This is a genomic window from Gaoshiqia sp. US2, from assembly GCF_059705485.1.
Window position 1 is genome coordinate 475,496 of sequence record NZ_AP048550.1, and the last position, 20,785, is coordinate 496,280.

Here is a 20,785-nt window from a genome sequence, read left to right on the forward strand (position 1 = left end):
AAGGCCGTTACCCCGGTTTTGTATTTCTCGATTTTTATCATGTAACTGATTTTGAGTTTATATTTACTCCTTTCCTTTTGAATGAAATTTTATTTGCTAAAGATGCAAAGGCTGTCTCAAAAAATAAAACTTTTTAAGACAGCCTTTTATACTCTGATGCAAAAAATATTTTTGAGTTATTTGAAAACTCTATTTTATATAAGGAAAAATATTACTCCGAAAAAAGACGGATGTCTCCTGTTAGTCCATAATCCGGTAATTGATAATGTTCTCCCGAGGAATATTCCCTGATATTCCTCCAATGCCATGGACTAACGAGACCCAGTTGAGGATTTTTGTGGTGTGGCCCAAGCAAACTCTTCAGGCTTCCTGTTATCCGAACTTCAATCTGATTGTCTCCTTCCCTGATCAAATCTGTAACAGGAATACGATCGGTTGGAAGAATAATGGTCCCTGCATGTTTCCCGTTGGCATAGACTTCGGCCACTGTTCCCTGCCAGTCATCCAATCCAACTTCATAGTAAGTTGACATGGACCGGATGTTAAAATTTTTCCTGTAGATCATATCCCAGGAATAGAACGGAAGCCCCTGCGTCTTCCAGCTTCCTTTTTTAACCGATGCAAGCGGAGGCCGAATGCTCCAACCCTTTTCGGTCGGGACAACTGAAAATTCTCCCAGAATGTAAACCGGCTCTGTTTCTGCATGTATTTTCATCGGACGGCAACTTAGACTGACGATATTTTTGCCCGTTTTAAGCTGTCTGTCGATCTGAAAAACTCCAAACGAATGGTCGAGCCACCATTGTCCCGGTAGTGGGTTTACTTTTAATCCATTAATCTGCACGGTCCATAGCTCCGGTCGTTCCGCAACAAGTTTTACCCCTGACCAGTCGAACTTCTGATCGATGTAAAAAGTATAACTTACCTCGAATCCGCTGTTTGGTGGGAAACTGTCCCGGTCGAGAATTGCCGTTTTATATTGGACCGAATGATTCCACGGATTTCCGTCGGCAAAACCATATTGTTTGTAAACCAACTGGGCAGCCTCACCCACGTGAATGTTTCGGAACGTTTTTTCCCCAAGTTCCATATCAACAAAATCGACCGGAAGTGCATTCTCCCGTTCCTTTTCAACTGTAACTTCACCATCTGACTGTATTTCCTTCAGATTTTTCTTTTTAACGTATTCCGGGAAGCCTTTTATTTTCTTTTCGGAAACGAACAACAACAGGCTCTCTGCCGGCTGAAGAGAGAACTCAACCTCAAGTTTCTTCTTTGAATCACCGGAATTTGCAACTTTGGAAGGATAATGGAAAATATCACCGGTAAAGGCATCCATTATTACAACATCAGTACCGTTAGCTGTCAATGTTCCCTTTGTTGTTTGTTCCAGATCGGCATTGGCCAGGAATATAAGCTGACCGTCTTTGAAGACTCTCCGGTGATGGTACAAATCTCCACCGTTTTGTGCTGAAAAGCTCAAATCCTGATTGGCTAACAAAAGTCGAATGGCTTCCTCGTTAGGTTCATTCATTTTAACCATGTTCCCAGATTGGTTCTCAAAGAACTGCTTAATTTCAGGAGAAGAATGCCCGTCAATCAGGCGTGGTTTGGAAAAGGTGATCAGCTTTCCCCCGTTCTCTGTAAATTCCTTTAGAAGATCGAAGGTCCTGCGGTTGAGGTTTTCGGTTAGCGGAGGGATAACGACAGTTTGATAACGGCAAAACCCGACCCGGAAGTCTTTTCCTTCCGTGCCTCCTTGGCTTTCAATAATATACTCGGAACCAAGATCGTATTCCAGCTGTTTTTTTTCGAGCATGGTCACAAACTGCTGAAACTGGTTCCCAACCTGCATCAGGCTGTCGTATCGTCCTTCCGTCAGATAAGAATCGTAGAGCCAGGCCGTTGTGGTCGGTTCCAAAACCAGCACGGCATTTCGCTGAACCCCGGACGATAAGGCCAGTGAAAGCCTCGCGTAGTAGGAATTCAGCGTACGATAGCTCTTCCACCAGGGATTGTGATAAGAAAAAGAAGGCGGATAGTCATATTTCCTGGCGCCGGCAATCGTACTGAACGATAGGTGTTGGTTCATCAGATTAACGCCCAAGACGTACTCCCAGTCGCCCAACCGTTTTAAATCCTTAAAGGTCACCTCCCATCCAGCTCCCCCGTAAGTTTCAGACAATACCCGGGGCCTTCCGTATTGATTGGCAACGCTCGCCACTTCTTTGACCGACCGGATATTCCCAAACTGGGCATTGGGCGATTTTTCGTCAAACTGATTGAAGAGCATATCGATGCCAGGCACAGAATGCCATGCATACATGGCCATATTGTCCGGGCCGAGCTGCATGGATGGCCACCCATGTTCCCAGTAATGGCCGGTAAATTTCAATCCATACTGTGCATAGTACGTACTGGCAGGCTTCGACCATCTTTCAGTGAACAACCACAGCATCGTTTTGGCATAATTATGCCTGATTTTTTTCCAGTCGCCGACCTGCCTGAATAAAGATGGCAAATTCTCTTTTAGATCATATCCCCACTGTTCCCTGAAAACATCGAATAAGTCAGGGGTCCATCTTATTCCTCCCGGAGAATTGATTTCGGGTTCATCGGTAAAAACTCCGGGAATTGTCTTTCCGAAATCATCACCTGAAATCTGTTCATATTTGCTCATCGTTACCTGGAGAAACTTTTCAGTTACCCCGGGATAAAGCAGGTCCACATAAGAATACCCACCGAACCAGCCCGATTTGGGGTAAAATGTTTTTTCAAAAAGGAAATAAGATCCTTGCTTCCCCATCTCGTCGTCGGCCGCTGATGTAATATCCTGAAAGTTTTCCTTTTCCTGCTTCAGAATAAGAAAATATTTCTTGTAGTCGGGAGAAATAACATCTGTTTCGAGTGGTTTTAATCCTTGCCCCTGGTTATATGATTCTGGCATTTCAGCAGGCACATGTCCTCCGGCAAATCCGCTTGGGTAAGAATTTTCGTCATAGATCCAGACTAACAGCCCCAGTTCTTTTCCCTTTTCCACCGTGTAGCTGAAAAGGTCGAACCAGTCGTCCGAAAGGTATTCGGTGATCAATCCGGGCCGAGGATGTACAATCACACCTCCACAGGCAGCATCTTTAAAATCCTGCATACTTTGGGCAATTTCTTCTTTGGTCATCTTATCATTCCATACAAAAAAAGGAATTGTTCCGTATTCTTTTGTCGGTTGTCTGAATACCTTCTGAAGAATTTCAAAATCTGTAATCCGATCAGTAGGAAAATCCATAACTTCTTCTGAACAAGACATATTCAACAGCAAGGCTCCAATAATGAAGGTGCTTTTAACTTTGTTCATCATGATTAAACTTTCTATCAATTAATAAAAATTCCGGCACCTAAAAAAAGGCAGGAGAAGTACTCCTGCCCTTTACATGATCAGTATCCCGGATTCTGATCTATATTAGTATTAATTTGCATTTCACGGTATGGAATGGGGTAAATGAATCGACTTTCAGTAATGTCAAAAGCAGATGGTAATATCCAGCCATAAAGACTCTTCATCGTTAACCCAAAAGCTGTCATCTTTTCAATGGCCTGCCCGGTCCTGATTAAATCAGTCCAGCGATGGTTCTCCAAGGCCAATTCATGGCGACGTTCTTCTGCAATATTCATCTTCGTTGCTACATTTAAATTGCCCAATCCAGCTCTTTCCCTCACCGCATTCAAGTATGGCAAGGCTTCATCAGCCTTGTTTTGTTCTACCAAACACTCTGCCAGCAGAAGCAAGGCATCTGCATAGCGGAAAACAGGCCAGTTTGAGTCGGTGTTGAATTCCTTGGCATAAGGTGGCCATAAATACTTTCTTACAAAATAATAATAGGTCTTACCCAAAGTTGGCGTATAGCCTACAACATTCTTCATTGATTCAAAAAAGAAGTTATCCCCAGTCTGAATACCTTCGGCAACAGCAATTGAGGCATCTAACCTTTTATCTCCTGTTTCATATGAATCAACCATTTCCTGAGTCGGCACATTCCATCCACCACTTGTATAGGCATAATTGTTGGCTTTTATGCCCAACAGATCGTCGGTATTATCCATTTTAGGGATCAATCGCCATATAAAATCACTTTGCTGACCAGCGTCCCCTTCCATATATTGAATTTCAAAGATTGACTCTTTATTATTCTTATTATCCGGATTGAACACATCAAGGTAATTATCCAACAAGTCGTAGTTCATTTTGGTAATATCCAGCAATTCGGTTTCTGCTTTTCCATATTCTTTTGTCGGTTTTGACATATATACGTATGCCAGAAGCATTTTTGCTGCTCCTCTAGTTGCACGACCAGACTGGGGAAATGTAGTTGCAACAGGTAAAGCTGGAATAGCAGCAGTCAAATCCGTAATGATCTGAGCATACACTTCAGCTTCAGATGATCTGGGAAGAAATGCTCCTTCTTCTGAAGTAATTTCCTGTAATTGCAAGGGAACCCCCCCATAATGCTGGACCAGGTCATAATAATAGAAAGCTCTAAGGAAAAGAGCCTCTCCCTTAATTCGAGTTTTCATATCTTCGGAGAATTCGACCCCGTCAATTCGCGATAATATGGTATTAACTCTTGAAACGCCATTAAAATCCTCATTATACCTGGCAGCTGTGTGAGCAGTATTGGTCTCATCGTCCAGAAAAAGAGCAAAAACTTCAGTAGATAAATACGGACCGCGGTCTCCTGCATAATAAGTGTAAAACGTATTATCAGAACGCATTTCATCCATAAAGATACCATGATAGGCAATCGGACGCAAGCGTTCATAGGCGGCCGCAAGTGCTTGTTCAAAATGAGCTTCCGTTCTGTAGAAAGTAGCGGAACTTAGAGAAGTCTCCGGGCTCAAATTCAGGAAATCTTCGCTGCAGGAGAAAAGAGAGAGCAAGCCGGTGATCATATATAGGATATATTTCTTCTTCATATTCTGTTGTATTAAAAATTAAAATCTACATGTTAGAAATTCATGCTCAACCCCAAGGTATATGTTCTGGGAACCGGATAGAAAGTTTCATCGACGCCAAAATGTAATCCGTTCAGTCCGTCACGGCTAACCTCAGGATTCATTCCATCATACCCCGTGATCACAAAGGCATTTTGAACACTCAGGTAAACACGTGCATTTTTGATCAAAGATGAAAACTTCATAGGTAAAGTGTACCCTATTGTAATATTCTTAGCCATCAGGTAAGAACCATCGGAAACCCAACGGGTGTTATTGTAACGAAACAATTCGGTTGTACCAGCCCGTGTTCGCGGAATATTGCCTTTACCGGGATTTTCTTCCGATCTCCAGCGTTCGGCTACCTCCTTCGTGACGTTAAACACTCCATCAATATTCTCCGTCCATTCCAGAACCCGGTTCATAATATCGCCGCCAACTGATCCTGCCAGTACTAGAGAAGCATCAAAATTCTTCCAGCTAAAGCTGTTGGTGATTCCGTAAATAAAATTCGGATTCGGATCGCCAATAAAGGTCATATCATCCATATTGATAATCCCATCAGGAACACCGTTAGGACCACCAACATCTTTCATTCTTGCCGTTCCGACCATGGAAGATGCATGTTTGGGTTGTGATTCAAGTTCCTGCTGAGTCATGTAAACTCCGTCAAAAACATATCCCCAGAACTGACCCAGTGGTTGTCCAACCTCTGTCCTGTTCTCGTCCCCCTGATTGGCATATCCGCCAATAGGCGTATCGTTTGTTCCAAGTTTAACAGCTTCGTTCCGGTTGAACGAAATATTCAGGCTTGTGTCCCACTGAAATTTGCCAACCATATTGCGGGTTTCCAGTCCAAATTCATGTCCCCAGAACTTAAATTCACCAATATTCGAATCAATGCTTCCAAAACCTGACTGAAACGGAATATTGGTAGAATACAGCAATCCTTCTGTGGATTTCCGGTAATAATCATAAACGAAGAAGATACGGTCGTTATATAGCCCTAAATCAAAACCAATATCAAATTGTTTGGTGGTTTCCCAGGTCAGATTATCATTCCCAAGCTTGGAGATTGTTCTTCCCGGAATAATCGTATTATTAAAAACATAATTTGATGTCGATACAGTTGCCAGGTACCTGTAATCACCAATATTATTATTCCCAACTTCACCGTAGCTGGCACGAAGTTTCATCCATGACAACTCAGCAATATTCTTCATAAATGTTTCATCTGAAACCACCCAACCAACTGAAACAGAAGGGAAGTTGGCCCATTTGGCGTTTGCCCCAAACCGGGAACAGCCATCCCGTCTATATGCAAGAGACAGCAGATATTTACTTTGATAATTGTAATTTAGTCTGCCAATATATGAAAGCATTGACCATTCTGTATTAGATGCATCTCCAACCCTTGTACTGGCGACATTGATCCATTCAATTTCATCGTCAGGATACTGGGAGGCATTAATGATGCTGGATTCATATGATGTTTTTTGTGCAGAATACCCAAGGAATGCACTGATGTTGTGTTTTTTTGCGATTGTGACATCATAGTTAAGCGTATTCTCTAAAAGCCAGGATAAATGGTTGTTGGTTCCGTAACTTCCTACCGGAGGTAGAGGAGGTGCCGAAAACATACCTCCCCGGGAAGTTGACGGCTGAAACATTCGATTAACTGTATTTCCAAGGTCAGCATTTGCACTAATCTTATATTTCAAACCATCGATAATCTTTAATTCTGCAAATGCATTGGCCAGTAAGTTCATCTGTTTAGTTGGGTTCACCCTTTGCTTGAGTACCAAATAATAATTAGCATTGGCAAACATACCTGGAGCACTGAATGAAACAGGATAAGTCCCGTCGTCATTCTTGTACTTCAGGCTGGGATCCATTAAGAACGCTGAACCAATAATGTTGCGTCCATTCCCCAAGCCAGGAGTGATTTGACTTTTCCGATAAGTAACTCCGAGGTTCAGTCCAAATGTAATCCGATCAGATGCAGTATATATATTGTTCGCCCTGGCATTAAACTTTTCTGAGTAAGTATTCAGAATTACACCTTCCTGTTTGCTGTAATTTAGGTTAACAGATGATTTGAGATTAGTCATGCCCGATGACATGGAAAGGTTATAATTTTGGGTTAACGCATCCTGAAGAAGAATGTCGAACCAGTCAGTCCCATCGTGAATTTGTTCAGGATGCTGATATTGTTCCGGCACTCCGCCCGTGAAACCTTCATACCGGGCTTTATCTTCATAATATTCTTTTTTAAACTGAGCAAACTCCCGGGCATTCATCACATCCGGCCTACCACGGTCAGGAACAATGTCAACGCCGGCATATGCGCTGAACTCGATGTTGGTTTCACCACTCTTCGCCTGTTTGGTCGTAATCAGTATTACCCCATTGGCTGCCCTGGATCCGTAAAGAGAAGTTGCAGAAGCATCTTTCAATACTGTAACTGACTCAATTTCAGTCGGACTTAAGGCATCAATTCCAGTTCTTGAAGGGAATCCATCAATAACAATCAACGGACTGTTACCTCCATTCACAGAAGCCTGTCCTCTAATCCTGAATGACAAGCCGTTTCCTCCGGGCTCGCCCGAAGTCTGGTAAATTTGAACACCCGCAAATTTTCCCTGAAGCTTTTGTCCAATGTTATTTGTTGGCATATCTTTGAGCTGTTCTGTATTTATTGAACTGATAGATCCAGTCACTTCACTTTTCTTCTGGGTTCCATAGGCAATGGCAATAACTTCGTCTATTCCAATGGTTTCTTCAGTCATAGTAACATTGATTGTTCCTTGACCCGCTGTGAAAATTTCAAGTGGTTTCATCCCTACAAACGAAAATATGAGTGTTGCATTAGTAGAAACACCCGAAATAGAGTACCGACCATCACCATCGGTAATCGTTCCCTGAGTTGTTCCTTTAACCACCACGGTTACACCGGGTAAGGGTATTCCTGAAGCATCAGAAACCTTCCCTGTAACCGGACGATTTTGCTGTGAGGACAACACCGAGGGAGACGACGACGACAGAATAATCTTACGTTCATCAATGGCGTATTTTACACTCTGCCCTTTAAATATTTGGTCCAGCAGTTTATTGATGGTTTGATCTTTTACATGAAGATTAATCCGCTGGTAAACATCTACAAACTCGTTGTTGTAGATGAAAAAATAACCGCTTTGGTCTTCAATTTCCCTGAGAACATCTTTAATCAGCACATTTTCCTTGGCAATGGTAAATGTTTTATTCTGGGAATAGCTTCCCGAAGCAATCAACGTAAAGGTTGACAGAAAAAAGAAAAAAGTAGTCAGTTTCATCATAAACAGAACTTTAGTCCTTAGAATACGGTGAAGTATTCCATTCTTGTTAGTTTTTTTCATAAATTCGAATTGTTTAATTTTTTTAAACTCTATTGATGTCTGTTCGTAGCAGACATTTACAACAGGAGGGTGGTGGTACACCTTCCTGTTTTTTTTACAGTTCTTTGGTGTTTGGGTTAATGTTTCATTTATTCCATTTTAAGTTTGATGATTCGTTTTGAATACCTGTTCTGCCCGTCTTTTTCGGCCGGTATTATTTCGTAGCTTAACGGCGAGGTCATGCTGAATACGTTGAGGATCTCTTCTACCGGTTCGTCGATGAAGGTCCCTGTAAACCGGTAATTGGCCAGGCGCTGGTCGGTCAGTTCGATTTGAACATGGTACCAGTGCTCCAGTTCGCGGATGACTTCGCGGATCGGGTCGTCCAGAAAAACCATTTTCCCGTCGATCCAGCCCGTGTGTTTCTCCAGCTCCCGGGTATTTTCCCTGATCAGTTTGTTTTCTTTTACATCGAAACGGGCCAGTTCATTCGGCTCCAGTACCATCAGGTTTTCACCTGCTCCGGAGCTGACGGCGTTGATGGCCACTCTCCCTTCCACCAGTACCACATCAATCGTTTCATCCGGCTCGTAGGCATCCACATTAAATTTGGTTCCCAACGCTTCCACCTCAATGGTCCCTGCCTTTACAACAAAAGGGCGTTGCGGATCTTTGGCCACATCAAAGTAAGCTTCTCCTTTTAGGCTAATCAGGCGTTGTTTTTGAGCGGCAAACCGGCTGGAAAATTTCAGCGAACTCCCCGAATTCAAATAGACGGTTGAACCATCGGGCAACTCGACCTGCGAACGTGTGCCGTAAGCGGCCAGCACTTCTTCGAAATATTCGTCCGAAGGCCGACTTTGAGAAATGAAATAGTTGTACAAACCCGAAAAGAGAACAGATAACAACAGCACCGCTGCCACCTGATAGACCAGACTCAGACGGAATGTGTTGACTTTACGGATTCCGGCCTGCTGGCGAACTTTTCCGAGCGCTGCCAAACGGTCGATTTTTCCGGGAAAACGAAGTTGTTGCGATTTTTTCCAGAGGGTAGCCAGGTCGTTGAATTCGGCCTGGTTTTCCGGGCTGTCGCTCAACCATTGGTCCAAAATGGCGGTTTCGCCAGGGCTGATGTCGCCGGTCAGTTTTTTGGAGATCAGGATATAAATGGTATCGGAATCGGGTAACATTTTTCTGCTTTTAACCCGATGACCCGAAAAGCCGGCCACAACCCTACATCGAACATGAAAAAATGTTGATTTTTTTTTTGAATCTCAAGTTACCCCGGGCCGGAACACCCGTTTGGTCATCCACATAAAAAACAGGACCGGATTGATTTTCTGTTTAAACGAAGGTAAAAACTCGCGCAACTCGTCCCGCAGGGTTTTCAACGAGCGGGCGATCAGCGCTTCCACCCCTTTCACCGAAATATTCATCTCTGCCGCAATTTCTTTATTGGTCAGATTTTCGAAACGGCTTAGCTCAAAAGCCTGCCGGCACCGGGGAGGAAGCTGGCCCAGAACAACGACCAGCCGTTCTTCAAAATCGCGGCCTAATATTTCATTTTCGGTCGAATTATCGACGATGCTTCCCCGGTGTTCGTATTTCAGGTTCATTTTTTTCAGCTCGGTCAGGTAATCTGAAACCTGGTTGCGCACCATCGTGGTGAGGTAGCCTCCCAGGTTTTCAATTTTCGCAAGCACAATGCGCCGTTCCCATAATTTCACAAAAACATTTTGCACCAAGCTTTGCGACATGTCGGTGTCGTGAATAAACGAAAAAGCAAAGCGGCAAAGGTTGTCGTAATATTTGCCGAAAATAAGATCGAATGCCCGGGTATTTCCCTGATTGAGCTCACGAAGCAACAAATGGTCGGAACTGGAACTATTTAATACCGGGCTTTGCATCTGCGATTTATTTTCCGAATCCAAAAATACATGTTCGGCGGAAAGGAAAAAATAAATCGAAGACATTTGAGAACAGGTTATTTCTTTTTGATTCTTGCCTTAACTACCACCGGCTGATGGTCGGAGGGGTATCGCTGATTTTTACTGTCGGTTAAAACTCCGTATTTCAGAACCTCGATCTGTTTGCTTACAAAAATGTAATCAATCCGTTTGTCCAGGGCGGCATCAAACTTAAAGCCGCTGAAGGTACCTTCGGGTCCGTATGCAGCCATAGCCGATACCTCGCGGGAATCGTTCAGTAACGTTTTCATGGTTTTTACCTGCTCTGTGTCGGGTGTCGAGTTTAAATCGCCCACGCAAAACACGGGGGAACCGCCCGCTATCTCTTTGATCTTTTTCACCATCAGCTTCCCGGATTCTTTTCTGGCCTCAACGCCTTCGTGGTCGAAATGAACCGAGAAAAAGAAAAATTCGGCGGAGCTGGTCAGATCGCGGAACTTGGCCCAGGAGCAAATCCGGTTACAGCAGGTGGCATCCCAGCCAAGCCCCGGCACATCAGGGGTCTCGTTTAACCAAAAATCACCCGAATTGAGCAGTTTAAACCGGTCTTTCCGGTAAAAAATAGCCGAATGTTCGCCGGCTTCTTTCCCGTCTTCACGGCCATGCCCGGTATAGGCAAATTCTTCCATCTCCAGCAAATCGTTTAACTGGCCAATAAACCCTTCCTGGGTTCCAAACAAATCAAACTCGTGGTAACGGATCAGGCTTTTTACCTCCTCTTTCCGGTTGGGCCAGGCGTTGATCCCGTCGTTTGGCGTATTCAGACGAAGGTTATAGGTGGCAACATTCAGTGTTTTATCCTTTTGTGCAGAGGTAAATTCAAAGGTTACCAGCAAAATTGCCAGTAGTAAGGTTATTTTTTTCATATTTGTTTTACGTTTTAGCACCTTTTGTGAAGGAAGTTTGTCTGCAAAGTTAAACTCATTCCGGTTCTGACCAAAAGGAAATGACCACATTTACAGTTACCGGGATTTGATATAAATAACGTTTATCCTTCCCGTTTGAAACAAAAAATGCCATCTCCCGAAGGAAATGACATTTTATTTGAATTTACTATGTGCTATAAACTTACTTGCGTTTTTTCGATGTAGAGCTTTCGCAGTTCGCGGAGGTAAGCCAAATTGAGCTTATTGGAATAAATACGGACAAACTCGTGCAATTGCCCCTGGTAGTAAAAAGCTCCGATGGCTGCGTCAAACTTACTTTCTTCCCAGTTGTATTTTACCCGGTTGGTCAGGTCGTTAAATTCTTCCCAGCAGTATTCTTTCGGAATCTCCAGGTAGGCATGAAACTCTTCTTTTTGATCCAGATAAATGCCTTCGTCAATTTGGTTGAGATGAAAAAACTTAACGATTTTGATCTGAGCGGGTTCTTCAAGCCCCTTCTTCATTTTATGCAAAAAGAAGATGCCGTTATCCTGGTATGCCTGTTGCAATTTCCCGATCATATCATACCGCTGTAAATGACGGACACGCAATACATTGTACCGCTCGTCGTAAAACCGCAGGAATCCCTTTCCCGCGTCAAATGTTTCGTCGAAAACCTTCTCCACCTTTTCAGTCGCCCGGATGACGTCAACGAGTGGATATTGTTCACTTAAAGCCAGATACATGTACCGGGGAACGGTTGACAGATGCGCTTCGTGATAATAGCCCGGGAAAGGTGCCAACGCTTCAAACACCAGGGTTCCTCCCAGAACTTTATCATCAATAGTCAGAACTGTTTCCTGCTTGGTGATTGTTCCGAATACCTCCATTGCATTTTTTGATTCCATATATTAATATTTGTGAGATTCACTATCTTCGCCATCATTTCTGCACAATGACTGTTGATAAAATCTATCAGATTGAACCCATCGGTGCGGTCTGTATCACAAAAAGCAATCGTTCCCGCCGAATACGCCTCCGGGTAAAGCCCGACGGCCAGGTTCAGGTATCCATGCCAGTCATGGTTTCCGAGCAAAAAGCAATCGACTTTGTCAACTCAAAACTGGAATGGATACTAAAACAACAACAAGATATCAAAGCTGGTTTAACAATCTTTAGTTCAGAAAACTGTTTTAAAACAAAGTTTCATGCTTTGAAAATCGTAAAAGTCGATCATTCCAAGGTCAGCGGCATGGTTGGCAACGGCATCATTCAAATAAATATTCCAAGTAAATACGACCATCAACAAGCCGGGATCCAGCAGTTTATACGCCGGGTGATCGTGCAGGTTATGCGCCAGGAAGCGAAAATTTATTTGCCGGGACGTTTGGCCGAACTGGCTAAAAAACATGGGTTGAAATTCGAAAATGTGTATGTAAAACATGTAAAAAGCCGCTGGGGAAGTTGCTCTTCGGCAAACAACATCAACCTGAACCTTCACCTGATGCGGCTGCCCGACCGCTTGATTGATTACGTGCTGCTGCACGAACTGGCCCACACGCTGGAAAAGAACCACGGAATCGGTTTTTGGCAATTGCTCGAACGAATCTGCCCCGGATCAAAAACACTTGACCGGGAGCTTCGGAAATATCATGTCGATATTTTTTAGCTGTGCCCTGACCGAAAAGCATTATTTTTACACGATGATGATGAATTGGAACCAACTGATATCGACCCGGCGCCTGGGAAAAGGCCCGGAAACAGGTGAAGCCGATCTGTACAAACGTACCCAGTTTCAGCGGGATTACGACCGGATCATTTTCTCGTCGCCTTTCCGCCGGATGCAAAACAAAACGCAGGTTTTTCCGCTGCCGGGAAGCATTTTTGTGCACAACCGCCTGACACACTCGCTCGAAGTTGCCAGTGTGGGCCGTTCGCTGGGAAGCATGCTGTCGGAAAAGCTGATTCAGTCCGGTGAAAAAAATCCATTGGTTTACGAGTTGGGCGCCGTAGTCTCGGCAGCTTGCCTGGCTCACGACATGGGCAACCCGCCATTTGGCCATGCCGGCGAAGAAGCCATCTCGAACTATTTTACCGAAGGGAACGGAAAAGGACTGAAAGAACTGGTCAGGCTGGAAGAATGGAGCGATTTTGTTTATTTTGACGGGAACGCGAATGCCCTGCGTTTGCTTACACACCAGTTTCAGGGACGCCGGCGAGGAGGTTTCGCTCTCACCTATACCATGCTGGCATCCATTGTCAAGTACCCGTACGAGTCGGTCGGCGTCAGCAAATCAAAATTTGGTTTCTTCCAGTCCGAAAAACAACTTTACAGCGATATTGCGCAGGAGCTTGGACTGATCCGGCTCAACGATCAGCCAATGGCTTTTGTCCGCCACCCGCTGGTTTTCCTGGTTGAGGCAGCCGACGATATTTGCTACCAGATTATGGACCTGGAAGATGCGCACAAACTGAAAATTCTCGACTTTGAAACAACGAAGAAGCTGTTCCTGAACTTCTACGACAGGCAGGATGAAAAAGGAGTCCGGGATCAAATAGAAAAAACCTTTCGGGCGGTGACCGATCAGAATGAACAGATTGCGTACCTGCGCGCCGGAGTGATCAATAAACTGGTGAATGAATGTATCCGTGTTTTCGATGAAAACCAGGCAGCTATTCTCGACGGAAGTTTTCAGACTCCATTGATTAAAGGGGTTGGAGCTACCTCAAAAGCAGCGATGGCCGAAATCGGTCCGATTTCCGTGGAAAAAATTTATCGCGACCGTTCGGTGGTTGAAATTGAAATGGCCGGATATCAAATTCTCGGCACCTTGCTCGATGAGTTCATCCAGGCAGTGCTTCGTCCCGAAACAGGACTCTCGCGCCGCTTGCTGTCGCTGATTCCCCAGCAATTCAGGGGGGAACATCAAAGCAACTACGAAAAAATTCTCTCGGTCATCGACTTTGTTTCGGGAATGACCGACCTGTATGCCTTGGATTTATACCGGAAAATCAAGGGAATTAATCTGCCGGTGATTGGGTGAAAGGCCGGAAGCTTCGTCCCGACGCTGTCACTTTTTCCCCAACTCGTTCTTTAACAGGGTAACATTGTTTTTTAAACGTTCAATCGTTTCGTCTTTTTCCTGGCCTTCCAGTTTCAGTTTCTGGATATCAGCTTTCAGCGCTGCAACCTGCGCAGCTTGCTCTTCAAACTTTTTATCGGCCGAGGCAACCTGAGCATTTATCCGGTCGACATCCCCTTTTTGACGGGTATAATCAAACTGAAGGTCGGCCAGTTTATTTTTTGTACTGCCCAACTCTTCCGATAGGTTTTCGTTCTGTTCCCTCAACCGGGTTTGCAGGTTTTTGGCGTTTTTCAGTTCTTCTTCCAACCGGCGTTTTTCGAATTCAAAGGAATACAGTTTTTCAGCCAGGCCTGCATCTTTTTCTTTCACATTCGAATTTAAGGTATTGATTTGCCCGGTGAGGTTTGCAATCAGCTGATCTTTTTGGGCGTTGTTTTCCATCAAATCCAGTTTCATCTGCTCAAAATCGGCAATCATCTGCTCAATGCGACCGGCTTTGGCTTCATTTTCGTCGGTCAGTTCACGCACGCGTTGTTCTGCGCGTAATTTCGATGATTCCATGTCAAGATACTTTTTTTTAGAAACGCAGGATGCCAGGCTGATTGCCAATATAGTTATCAATAGAAACAGTTTGTTTGTTTTCATCTTTTAACGATTTTTGTGAAGTCCTGTACTCTGTTCTATAACGCCGGTATGATAAATATGTTATCCGCTTAGTAATTTTTAACCATCCCGGGCGTTATCATTAAGAGTTAACTAAAATACGTAAAAATGATCATGAAACCGGTTACATTATTTTTATTTCTGCTGATGGCCCTCCAAACGTTCGCACAACCTAAAATGATAAAGGGCCGTATTGTTGACTCAAAAACCCAGCAGGGCCTGGCTTACACCAATATCGGCATTGAAGGAACTTTTTACGGCACCGCCAGTAATGCCGAAGGATTTTTTGAGCTGAAGGTCCCGAAAGAATTTCTAAATGAAACCTTATACATTTCGGCCGTAGGTTACGGGAATGTCACTTACGCCATCAGCAAACTGATTGATCAGGAGTTTACGCGGATTCCACTGGAAGAACAAACTTACAGTATTGAAGGGGTGAATGTGGCTGCCGAATCGCGCGTGCTTTTCCGGATTGTAAGAACAGCAGCAGAGCGGGTTTCTCAAAATTATCATTACGGGCCGCTTAGTTTGAAGTTCCACTACCTTGAACGAACAAAATACGGCGACAAGGAATCGCTTGACCGGGAAGCTGTTGTGGAAATGTATGATGAAAACGGCTACATGGAACCCTCGATTGCCGACGCCTTTAAAAAGCGCCACTACAAGTTTATCCAGGTGAATAAAAACTTTGCCCCTTACTCGTTTCAAGGCGGAGAAAGCGGATTTGACGAGCTGCTCGAAATGGACCTGGCCCGGCTGTCGAACACCTTGTTTGATGAAGAACTGCTGAGTGATTATGATCTGTACCTCGAAGACGTTAGCGCCTACGAAGGCGATTCGGTATGGATCATTTCCTACAAAGCCAACGAGCCTGATCTGCCCCATACCGGCGATTACTACGCGACAAAAATGGAGGGCAAAATGTACGTTCTGAAAAAAGACTACGCCCTCATCCGCAACGAATGTGTGATTGAAGCCAGCCAAAACAACAGCCATAACCGCTCGTTATACGTAAAAGACCGTGGACAGCAGGAAGTTCGCTATCATTTCACCTGTGCCTACAAACAGCACGACGGGCTGTACGTGATCAGTTACCTGGACTGCGATAAAACATACATCAGCGAAAAGGGCGAAGAGGTTTCCAACTCGCGTAAAGCTGCTGTTCTGGAACTAAATAAATCGGCAAAAATGACCAAGGTGGCCGGACGTAACTATTTTGAAAACACAGCATTTGTTGAAAAGTTCTGGAAAGGATTTCATGCGTTACAGGAAAAAGAACTCTGACTGTTACGTATTTCTGAAGAATCAAATTTTCTGATTGATTAACCGCAAACGACTGTTAAGTCAACCGTAAACAGGCAGAAGTTTAATTTTCACGACCGGGTGAATCTCTTGTTCTGGTTCAGCCATCAGTTTAAACCTGAACTGACACTACCTGTAATATTTCTCGCCCGGGAATACCTCAAATTTATCTTTCCACGACGGCTGGTAATACAGGCGGATACGCTGCCCGGCGATTGTACTGAAATACTTCACCCTTACCGGGTAAAACCCGGCTTTCAGTTCAACCAGTCCCGAGCTCACATTGTCGTAGTTAAAGCCGTCATTATCTATCACCAATTCGTTGTTGAGGTATAAGCCGGAACCACAGGCGCTGCTCAGTTGGAAGCGGTAAAAGCCATCTTTATAAATAGACATGTAGCCATCAAAGATCCAGCCTTTCAGGTTACTCATGGTTTGAACAGGGATCACCAGCCAATCAACCGTTCCCGACAATTCAGGCTCACCCTCAACCTCATTATACGAACGGAACGGCCCGTCAAAAAACCGGTAATTCAATCCTTTTTGCAAATTTCTGACTTTCACCGGTTCCATACTCCGGTTTTTCAACAACGAACTTACCGGGTAACTTTTGGTTCCGTCGGCCAGAATGGTAACTGCCCTTAGCGTTTTGTCCTCATCAAACTTTATCCGGAGTGGCTTTACATATGCTGCCGAACTTTCGGTTGGCTCCGATCCATCAAGCGTATAACGGATTTTGGCCGAAGGAACCGGGCAGCTCAACGCGATGATTGCTTCTTTTGCGGCATACGTATGGATGGGATCGAGTCCCCCGGGAGGCGGAACACGAAACCGGACGCCATCTCTCGTCATCCGCAGGTACTGTTGGTCCATGCGTTGTTCAAAGCCGGCAAAATCTTTGGTGCCGGGTTCGGTCCACATCACTTCGGCCAAAGCGCACAGACGCGGGAAAATCATATATTCAAGCTGTTCGGCTGTAGAAATGTATTCGGTCCATACGTTGGCCTGTGTCCCCAAAATAAGCTTCTGTTTTTCCGCATCCAACTGAGCGGGTACCGGTTCGTAGCCGTACACTTTAGCCAGGTCGGTGAGGCCGCCAATTGCAATCGGCTCGTTGGGATTGGCCGACTGGAAATAATCGAAATAACACCATTCTCCCGGGGTCATCACCACCTGGTGCCCCGTCTTGGCCGCGTCGGCGCCGCCTTTCTCACCCCGCCACGACATCACCGCCGCTCCCGGGGCCAGACCACCTTCGAGTATTTCGTCCCAGCCAATCAACTTCTTTCCTTTCGAACTCAGAAACCGTTCCATACGCCGGATGACGTAACTTTGCAGTTCGTGTTCATCTTTCAGGCCTTCTTCCTCAATACGTTGCCGGCATGCTGGGCACTTCTTCCAATGCGTTTTCGGACATTCATCCCCGCCAACATGGACAAAGGTTCCCGGAAACAGATCAACCACTTCGCTCAGCACATCTTCCAGAAACTGAAACGTACTTTCTTTCCCGGCACAAAATACTTGTTCCGAAACACCCCAAAGCGTCCAAACCTCCAGGGTATCGTTGAAACAACCCAAACCGGGATAAGCGGCGATGGCCGCCTGCGCATGCCCGGGCATTTCAATTTCGGGAACAATAGTGATGTGCCGTTGCTGCGCATGAGCCACCACTTCCCTGATTTGTTCCTGCGTATAAAAGCCCCCGTGTTTTTGTCCGTCAAACCGGTGCGGATAATCGGCCATATGCCCGATTTTGGTTTCTTTCCGCCAGGCGCCGGTTCCGGCCAGTTTCGGGTATTTCTTTATTTCGATGCGCCAGCCCTGATCATCGGTTAAGTGCCAGTGAAAGGTATTCAGTTTCAGTTTGGCCATCTCATCCAGCAGTTTCTTGACCACCTCAACAGAATAGAAATGACGGCAAACATCGAGGTGCATGCCGCGCCACCCGAAGCGGGGTTCATCGGCAACCGAAACCAGCGGAAGGTTGATTTCGGCTGTTGCATTGACGGGGATCAGCTGCAAAAAAGTCCGGATTCCATAAAAAACGCCTGCTCCCGTTTTCCCTGTAATTTCATAACGATTCCCGTTTGAACTGATCCGGTAAGCTTCGGCTCCCTGAATCGCCGGATTAAGTTTCAACAAGATACTTCTTCCTTCTGCCGGAGCTTGAAAAAGCTGCAGTTTTACGGATGCAACATCAAAAAGCGCGGCCTGCAGGTACTCGGCTTCCTGTTCGAGCCCGGCGTCTGCCCGAATGTTCACCAACTGGTTTAACAGGAAATGTCCCTCATAAACGGTCAGTTGTTGTGGTTTGGGAATCAGGCTGATTTCGTCAGAAAATGTTGCAGCTTGTCCCGAAAATCCGAAGACATTCAGGATAAACAGAAATGACAGGAACGTGCCGGGTTTATTCATAACGTTTAATTTAAGGCATCAAGCACCAGAGAGGAGGCCCCTAAAACAGCGCTGTTTTTCAAATCTGAGATTTCAATTGCTAACGCCCTGTAAAGCCGCTGATAAGGGAATTCATTTTCGAGCACTGAGCGCATTCCCTGTTCAAACAAAGGAAAAGAGCGGCTGGCCGAGCCCCCCAGCACAATGGCTTCGGGAGCCAGAGCAAACAGGATATTGGCAATGGCATGTCCAACGTGCTTGCCGAATTCATGAAAAAGCTTTTGGGCTTCCGGATCTCCGGCCGCTGCCTTTTCAGCCATCTCGGAGCCGTTCAGGTGCTGGTCTTTGAAAAACTGTCCGCTGGCATAGGCTTCTGTGGTTTTATCGAGGTAGTACGCGCTTCCAAACTCGCCTGCCCCGCAAAAACGGCCCGAATACAGGTGGTCGTTGATGATGATGCCGGCGCCAAGTCCGGTACCCAGCGCAATGCCCACAAAGTTCCGGTAGGCTGCCCCTTTGCCGAAATATTTTTCGCCAACAGCAAAGCAATTCGCATCATTATTCACAAATACCGGTTTTCCGAAACGGTTTTCCAGTATTTGTTTCAACGGCACACGGTTCCACGACGGAATATTAATCACGTCGATGACCTCGTTGGTGTCCAGATCAACCAGACCGGGCACGCCAATGCCAATACCTTCAACCTCAGGCAAAAGCAATCGTTCAATCACATCGCCAACAGCCTTTGCTACAAACTCCTTCGGTTGGTCGGCCGGAGTGGGAGACGTATCCATCCGGATGATCCGGTTTCCATCAATCAAAGCGGCTTCGATTTTTGTGCCGCCAATATCAACTCCAATAATCTTCATACTATTTCGTTTTGGTTCGGAACTTTTTTTGGGTTCATGTAAAATTAACTTTTCATGAATGAATTTAAGCTTATAAAATACAATTCTTTAACAGACTTAATGTTATCAACCCAAAGGATTTATATACTTTTGCGTAAAAAATTGCGGATCATGAATTTGCTAAAACCAATCTTTATTCTTTTTATCGCTTTTCTCATCACTTCACAAAACAGTTCTGCACAAAGTCGCAGGGAAATTTCCATTCCCGATATTTTAGGCTACCAAACGCTGAAATGCGACTTTCATATGCACACGGTATTTTCCGATGGTGATGTCTGGCCAACCGTCCGGGTAGAAGAAGCATGGATGGACGGACTGGACGTTATCTCCATCACCGACCACATCGAGTATCTTCCTCATTCGCAGGATATGGATGCCGATCATAACCGTTCGTACGAAGTGGCCAAACCCCTGGCCGACCAGATGGGTATTTTACTTATTCGCGGAACCGAAATTACCCGAAGCATGCCCCCGGGACACCTGAATGCTATTTTTATTAAAAACGCCAACCTGATCGAACGCGAAGACTGGTGGGAAGCCTGCGTGGAAGCCAAGGAACAAGGCGCTTTTATTTTTTGGAACCATCCCGGATGGAAAGCCCAGCAACCCCAGGAAACCCTTTGGTGGAAAGAACATACCCGGTTACTGAATGCCGGTATTTTAAAAGGAATCGAAGTTTTTAACGACCGCGAATACTACCCGGAAGCGCTCAGGTGGGCCGACGAAAAGAACCTGACAATCCTGGCCAATTCAGACATCCATGCCCCGGCGGGAATGGTTTATAATGCTGACAAGAATCCCCGGCCGCTCACCCTGGTTTTCGCAGTGGATAAAACAGAGGAGGCTGTAAAATCGGCTCTTACCGATCAACGTACCGCCGTTTATTTTAAAGACACCATCATGGGCGAAAGGCGCTTTCTGACACCTATTTTTATCAACTCGATCAAAATAAAAAACAAAAAAATAGGACTAAAAAACCAGGAAGTGAGCCGCCTGCAAATATACAACAACAGCGATATCCCCTTCCGGCTGAAACAACGTCAGCCTTCTGTCGGATTTTCATGCCCGCCGGAAATTGTGCTGGAGCCCCGGCGTACCATTTCCATCGAACTGACCGGCACCTCGGACGAAGTTGCCCAAATGAGTACCTTGAAAATGTTTTACGAAGTGACCAACCTGATCACCAAAAAAGGAGAAGCCCTGCCCGTAAATATTGACGTTCCAAACAGATAGAGTATA

14 protein-coding genes are annotated in these 20,785 nt (G+C 45.2%); 4 read left to right on the top strand and 10 right to left on the bottom strand.

Features of this window, described 5'->3' with window-relative positions; translation table 11 throughout:
• Nucleotides 1-211 precede the first annotated feature (211 nt).
• From AC6H3C_RS01840 to AC6H3C_RS01870, 7 genes are all read right to left on the bottom strand, one after another.
• On the bottom strand, nucleotides 212-3,355 hold the full coding sequence (locus AC6H3C_RS01840; protein WP_497518865.1) for a glycosyl hydrolase: 3,144 nt from the start codon (nucleotides 3,353-3,355) through the stop codon (nucleotides 212-214).
• A 77-nt stretch (nucleotides 3,356-3,432) separates the two neighbouring features.
• On the bottom strand, nucleotides 3,433-4,968 hold the full coding sequence (locus AC6H3C_RS01845; RefSeq protein WP_497518866.1) for a RagB/SusD family nutrient uptake outer membrane protein: 1,536 nt from the start codon (nucleotides 4,966-4,968) through the stop codon (nucleotides 3,433-3,435).
• A gap of 32 nt (nucleotides 4,969-5,000) precedes the next feature.
• On the bottom strand, nucleotides 5,001-8,321 hold the full coding sequence (locus AC6H3C_RS01850; protein ID WP_497518867.1) for a TonB-dependent receptor: 3,321 nt from the start codon (nucleotides 8,319-8,321) through the stop codon (nucleotides 5,001-5,003).
• Between the two features lie 188 nt (nucleotides 8,322-8,509).
• Nucleotides 8,510-9,550 carry a FecR family protein gene (locus tag AC6H3C_RS01855; protein WP_497518868.1) on the bottom strand — a complete coding sequence of 347 codons (1,041 nt, stop codon included), beginning with the start codon at nucleotides 9,548-9,550 and terminating at the stop codon, nucleotides 8,510-8,512.
• An 84-nt stretch (nucleotides 9,551-9,634) separates the two neighbouring features.
• Complete coding sequence (locus tag AC6H3C_RS01860; protein ID WP_497518869.1) at nucleotides 9,635-10,333, bottom strand: RNA polymerase sigma-70 factor; 699 nt, start codon at nucleotides 10,331-10,333, stop codon at nucleotides 9,635-9,637.
• Between the two features lie 11 nt (nucleotides 10,334-10,344).
• A complete protein-coding gene (locus AC6H3C_RS01865; RefSeq protein ID WP_497518871.1) occupies nucleotides 10,345-11,193 on the bottom strand; it encodes an endonuclease/exonuclease/phosphatase family protein in 849 nt (282 codons plus the stop codon).
• 194 nt (nucleotides 11,194-11,387) lie between these two features.
• Nucleotides 11,388-12,101 carry a hypothetical protein gene (locus AC6H3C_RS01870; protein WP_497518872.1) on the bottom strand — a complete coding sequence of 238 codons (714 nt, stop codon included), beginning with the start codon at nucleotides 12,099-12,101 and terminating at the stop codon, nucleotides 11,388-11,390.
• A gap of 47 nt (nucleotides 12,102-12,148) precedes the next feature.
• Here AC6H3C_RS01870 and AC6H3C_RS01875 point away from each other — a divergent pair, with 47 nt between their 5' ends.
• Nucleotides 12,149-12,862 carry a M48 family metallopeptidase gene (locus AC6H3C_RS01875; RefSeq protein WP_497518873.1) on the top strand — a complete coding sequence of 238 codons (714 nt, stop codon included), beginning with the start codon at nucleotides 12,149-12,151 and terminating at the stop codon, nucleotides 12,860-12,862.
• The gene (locus AC6H3C_RS01880; protein WP_497518874.1) at nucleotides 12,846-14,237 is read left to right on the top strand and encodes a deoxyguanosinetriphosphate triphosphohydrolase; all 1,392 of its coding nucleotides are present in this window, start codon (nucleotides 12,846-12,848) and stop codon (nucleotides 14,235-14,237) included. Before AC6H3C_RS01875 ends, AC6H3C_RS01880 begins: the two co-directional genes overlap by 17 nt.
• 27 nt (nucleotides 14,238-14,264) lie before the next feature.
• Here AC6H3C_RS01880 and AC6H3C_RS01885 read toward each other — a convergent pair whose 3' ends face one another.
• Nucleotides 14,265-14,924 carry a hypothetical protein gene (locus tag AC6H3C_RS01885; protein ID WP_497518875.1) on the bottom strand — a complete coding sequence of 220 codons (660 nt, stop codon included), beginning with the start codon at nucleotides 14,922-14,924 and terminating at the stop codon, nucleotides 14,265-14,267.
• Between the two features lie 126 nt (nucleotides 14,925-15,050).
• On the opposite strand from AC6H3C_RS01885, the gene AC6H3C_RS01890 reads away from it, so the two are divergent.
• Nucleotides 15,051-16,226: a carboxypeptidase-like regulatory domain-containing protein gene (locus AC6H3C_RS01890; RefSeq protein ID WP_497518876.1), complete on the top strand. Its 1,176-nt coding sequence runs from the start codon at nucleotides 15,051-15,053 to the stop codon at nucleotides 16,224-16,226.
• A gap of 147 nt (nucleotides 16,227-16,373) precedes the next feature.
• Here the strand turns inward: AC6H3C_RS01890 and AC6H3C_RS01895 are convergent, their stop codons facing one another.
• Both AC6H3C_RS01895 and AC6H3C_RS01900 read right to left on the bottom strand, forming a co-directional pair.
• Entirely contained in the window at nucleotides 16,374-18,659 is a 2,286-nt protein-coding gene (locus AC6H3C_RS01895; protein ID WP_497518877.1) for a family 20 glycosylhydrolase, read from the bottom strand.
• 5 nt (nucleotides 18,660-18,664) lie between these two features.
• A complete protein-coding gene (locus AC6H3C_RS01900) occupies nucleotides 18,665-19,507 on the bottom strand; it encodes an ROK family protein (RefSeq protein WP_497518878.1) in 843 nt (280 codons plus the stop codon).
• Between the two features lie 150 nt (nucleotides 19,508-19,657).
• Here AC6H3C_RS01900 and AC6H3C_RS01905 point away from each other — a divergent pair, with 150 nt between their 5' ends.
• Complete coding sequence (locus tag AC6H3C_RS01905) at nucleotides 19,658-20,779, top strand: Sb-PDE family phosphodiesterase (protein ID WP_497518879.1); 1,122 nt, start codon at nucleotides 19,658-19,660, stop codon at nucleotides 20,777-20,779.
• Nucleotides 20,780-20,785 lie beyond the last annotated feature (6 nt).

Bases quoted from the DNA above. Each gene is read 5' to 3' on its own strand.
- AC6H3C_RS01870 (WP_497518872.1), bottom strand. From the start codon at position 12,101: ATGGAATCAAAAAATGCAATGGAGGTATTCGGAACAATCACCAAGCAG.
- AC6H3C_RS01885 (WP_497518875.1), bottom strand. From the start codon at position 14,924: ATGAAAACAAACAAACTGTTTCTATTGATAACTATATTGGCAATCAGC.
- AC6H3C_RS01840 (WP_497518865.1), bottom strand. From the start codon at position 3,355: ATGATGAACAAAGTTAAAAGCACCTTCATTATTGGAGCCTTGCTGTTG.
- AC6H3C_RS01900 (WP_497518878.1), bottom strand. From the start codon at position 19,507: ATGAAGATTATTGGAGTTGATATTGGCGGCACAAAAATCGAAGCCGCT.
- AC6H3C_RS01865 (WP_497518871.1), bottom strand. From the start codon at position 11,193: ATGAAAAAAATAACCTTACTACTGGCAATTTTGCTGGTAACCTTTGAA.
- AC6H3C_RS01905 (WP_497518879.1), top strand. From the start codon at position 19,658: ATGAATTTGCTAAAACCAATCTTTATTCTTTTTATCGCTTTTCTCATC.
- AC6H3C_RS01860 (WP_497518869.1), bottom strand. From the start codon at position 10,333: ATGTCTTCGATTTATTTTTTCCTTTCCGCCGAACATGTATTTTTGGAT.
- AC6H3C_RS01855 (WP_497518868.1), bottom strand. From the start codon at position 9,550: ATGTTACCCGATTCCGATACCATTTATATCCTGATCTCCAAAAAACTG.
- AC6H3C_RS01890 (WP_497518876.1), top strand. From the start codon at position 15,051: ATGATCATGAAACCGGTTACATTATTTTTATTTCTGCTGATGGCCCTC.
- AC6H3C_RS01875 (WP_497518873.1), top strand. From the start codon at position 12,149: ATGACTGTTGATAAAATCTATCAGATTGAACCCATCGGTGCGGTCTGT.
- AC6H3C_RS01845 (WP_497518866.1), bottom strand. From the start codon at position 4,968: ATGAAGAAGAAATATATCCTATATATGATCACCGGCTTGCTCTCTCTT.
- AC6H3C_RS01850 (WP_497518867.1), bottom strand. From the start codon at position 8,321: ATGATGAAACTGACTACTTTTTTCTTTTTTCTGTCAACCTTTACGTTG.
- AC6H3C_RS01895 (WP_497518877.1), bottom strand. From the start codon at position 18,659: ATGAATAAACCCGGCACGTTCCTGTCATTTCTGTTTATCCTGAATGTC.
- AC6H3C_RS01880 (WP_497518874.1), top strand. From the start codon at position 12,846: ATGTCGATATTTTTTAGCTGTGCCCTGACCGAAAAGCATTATTTTTAC.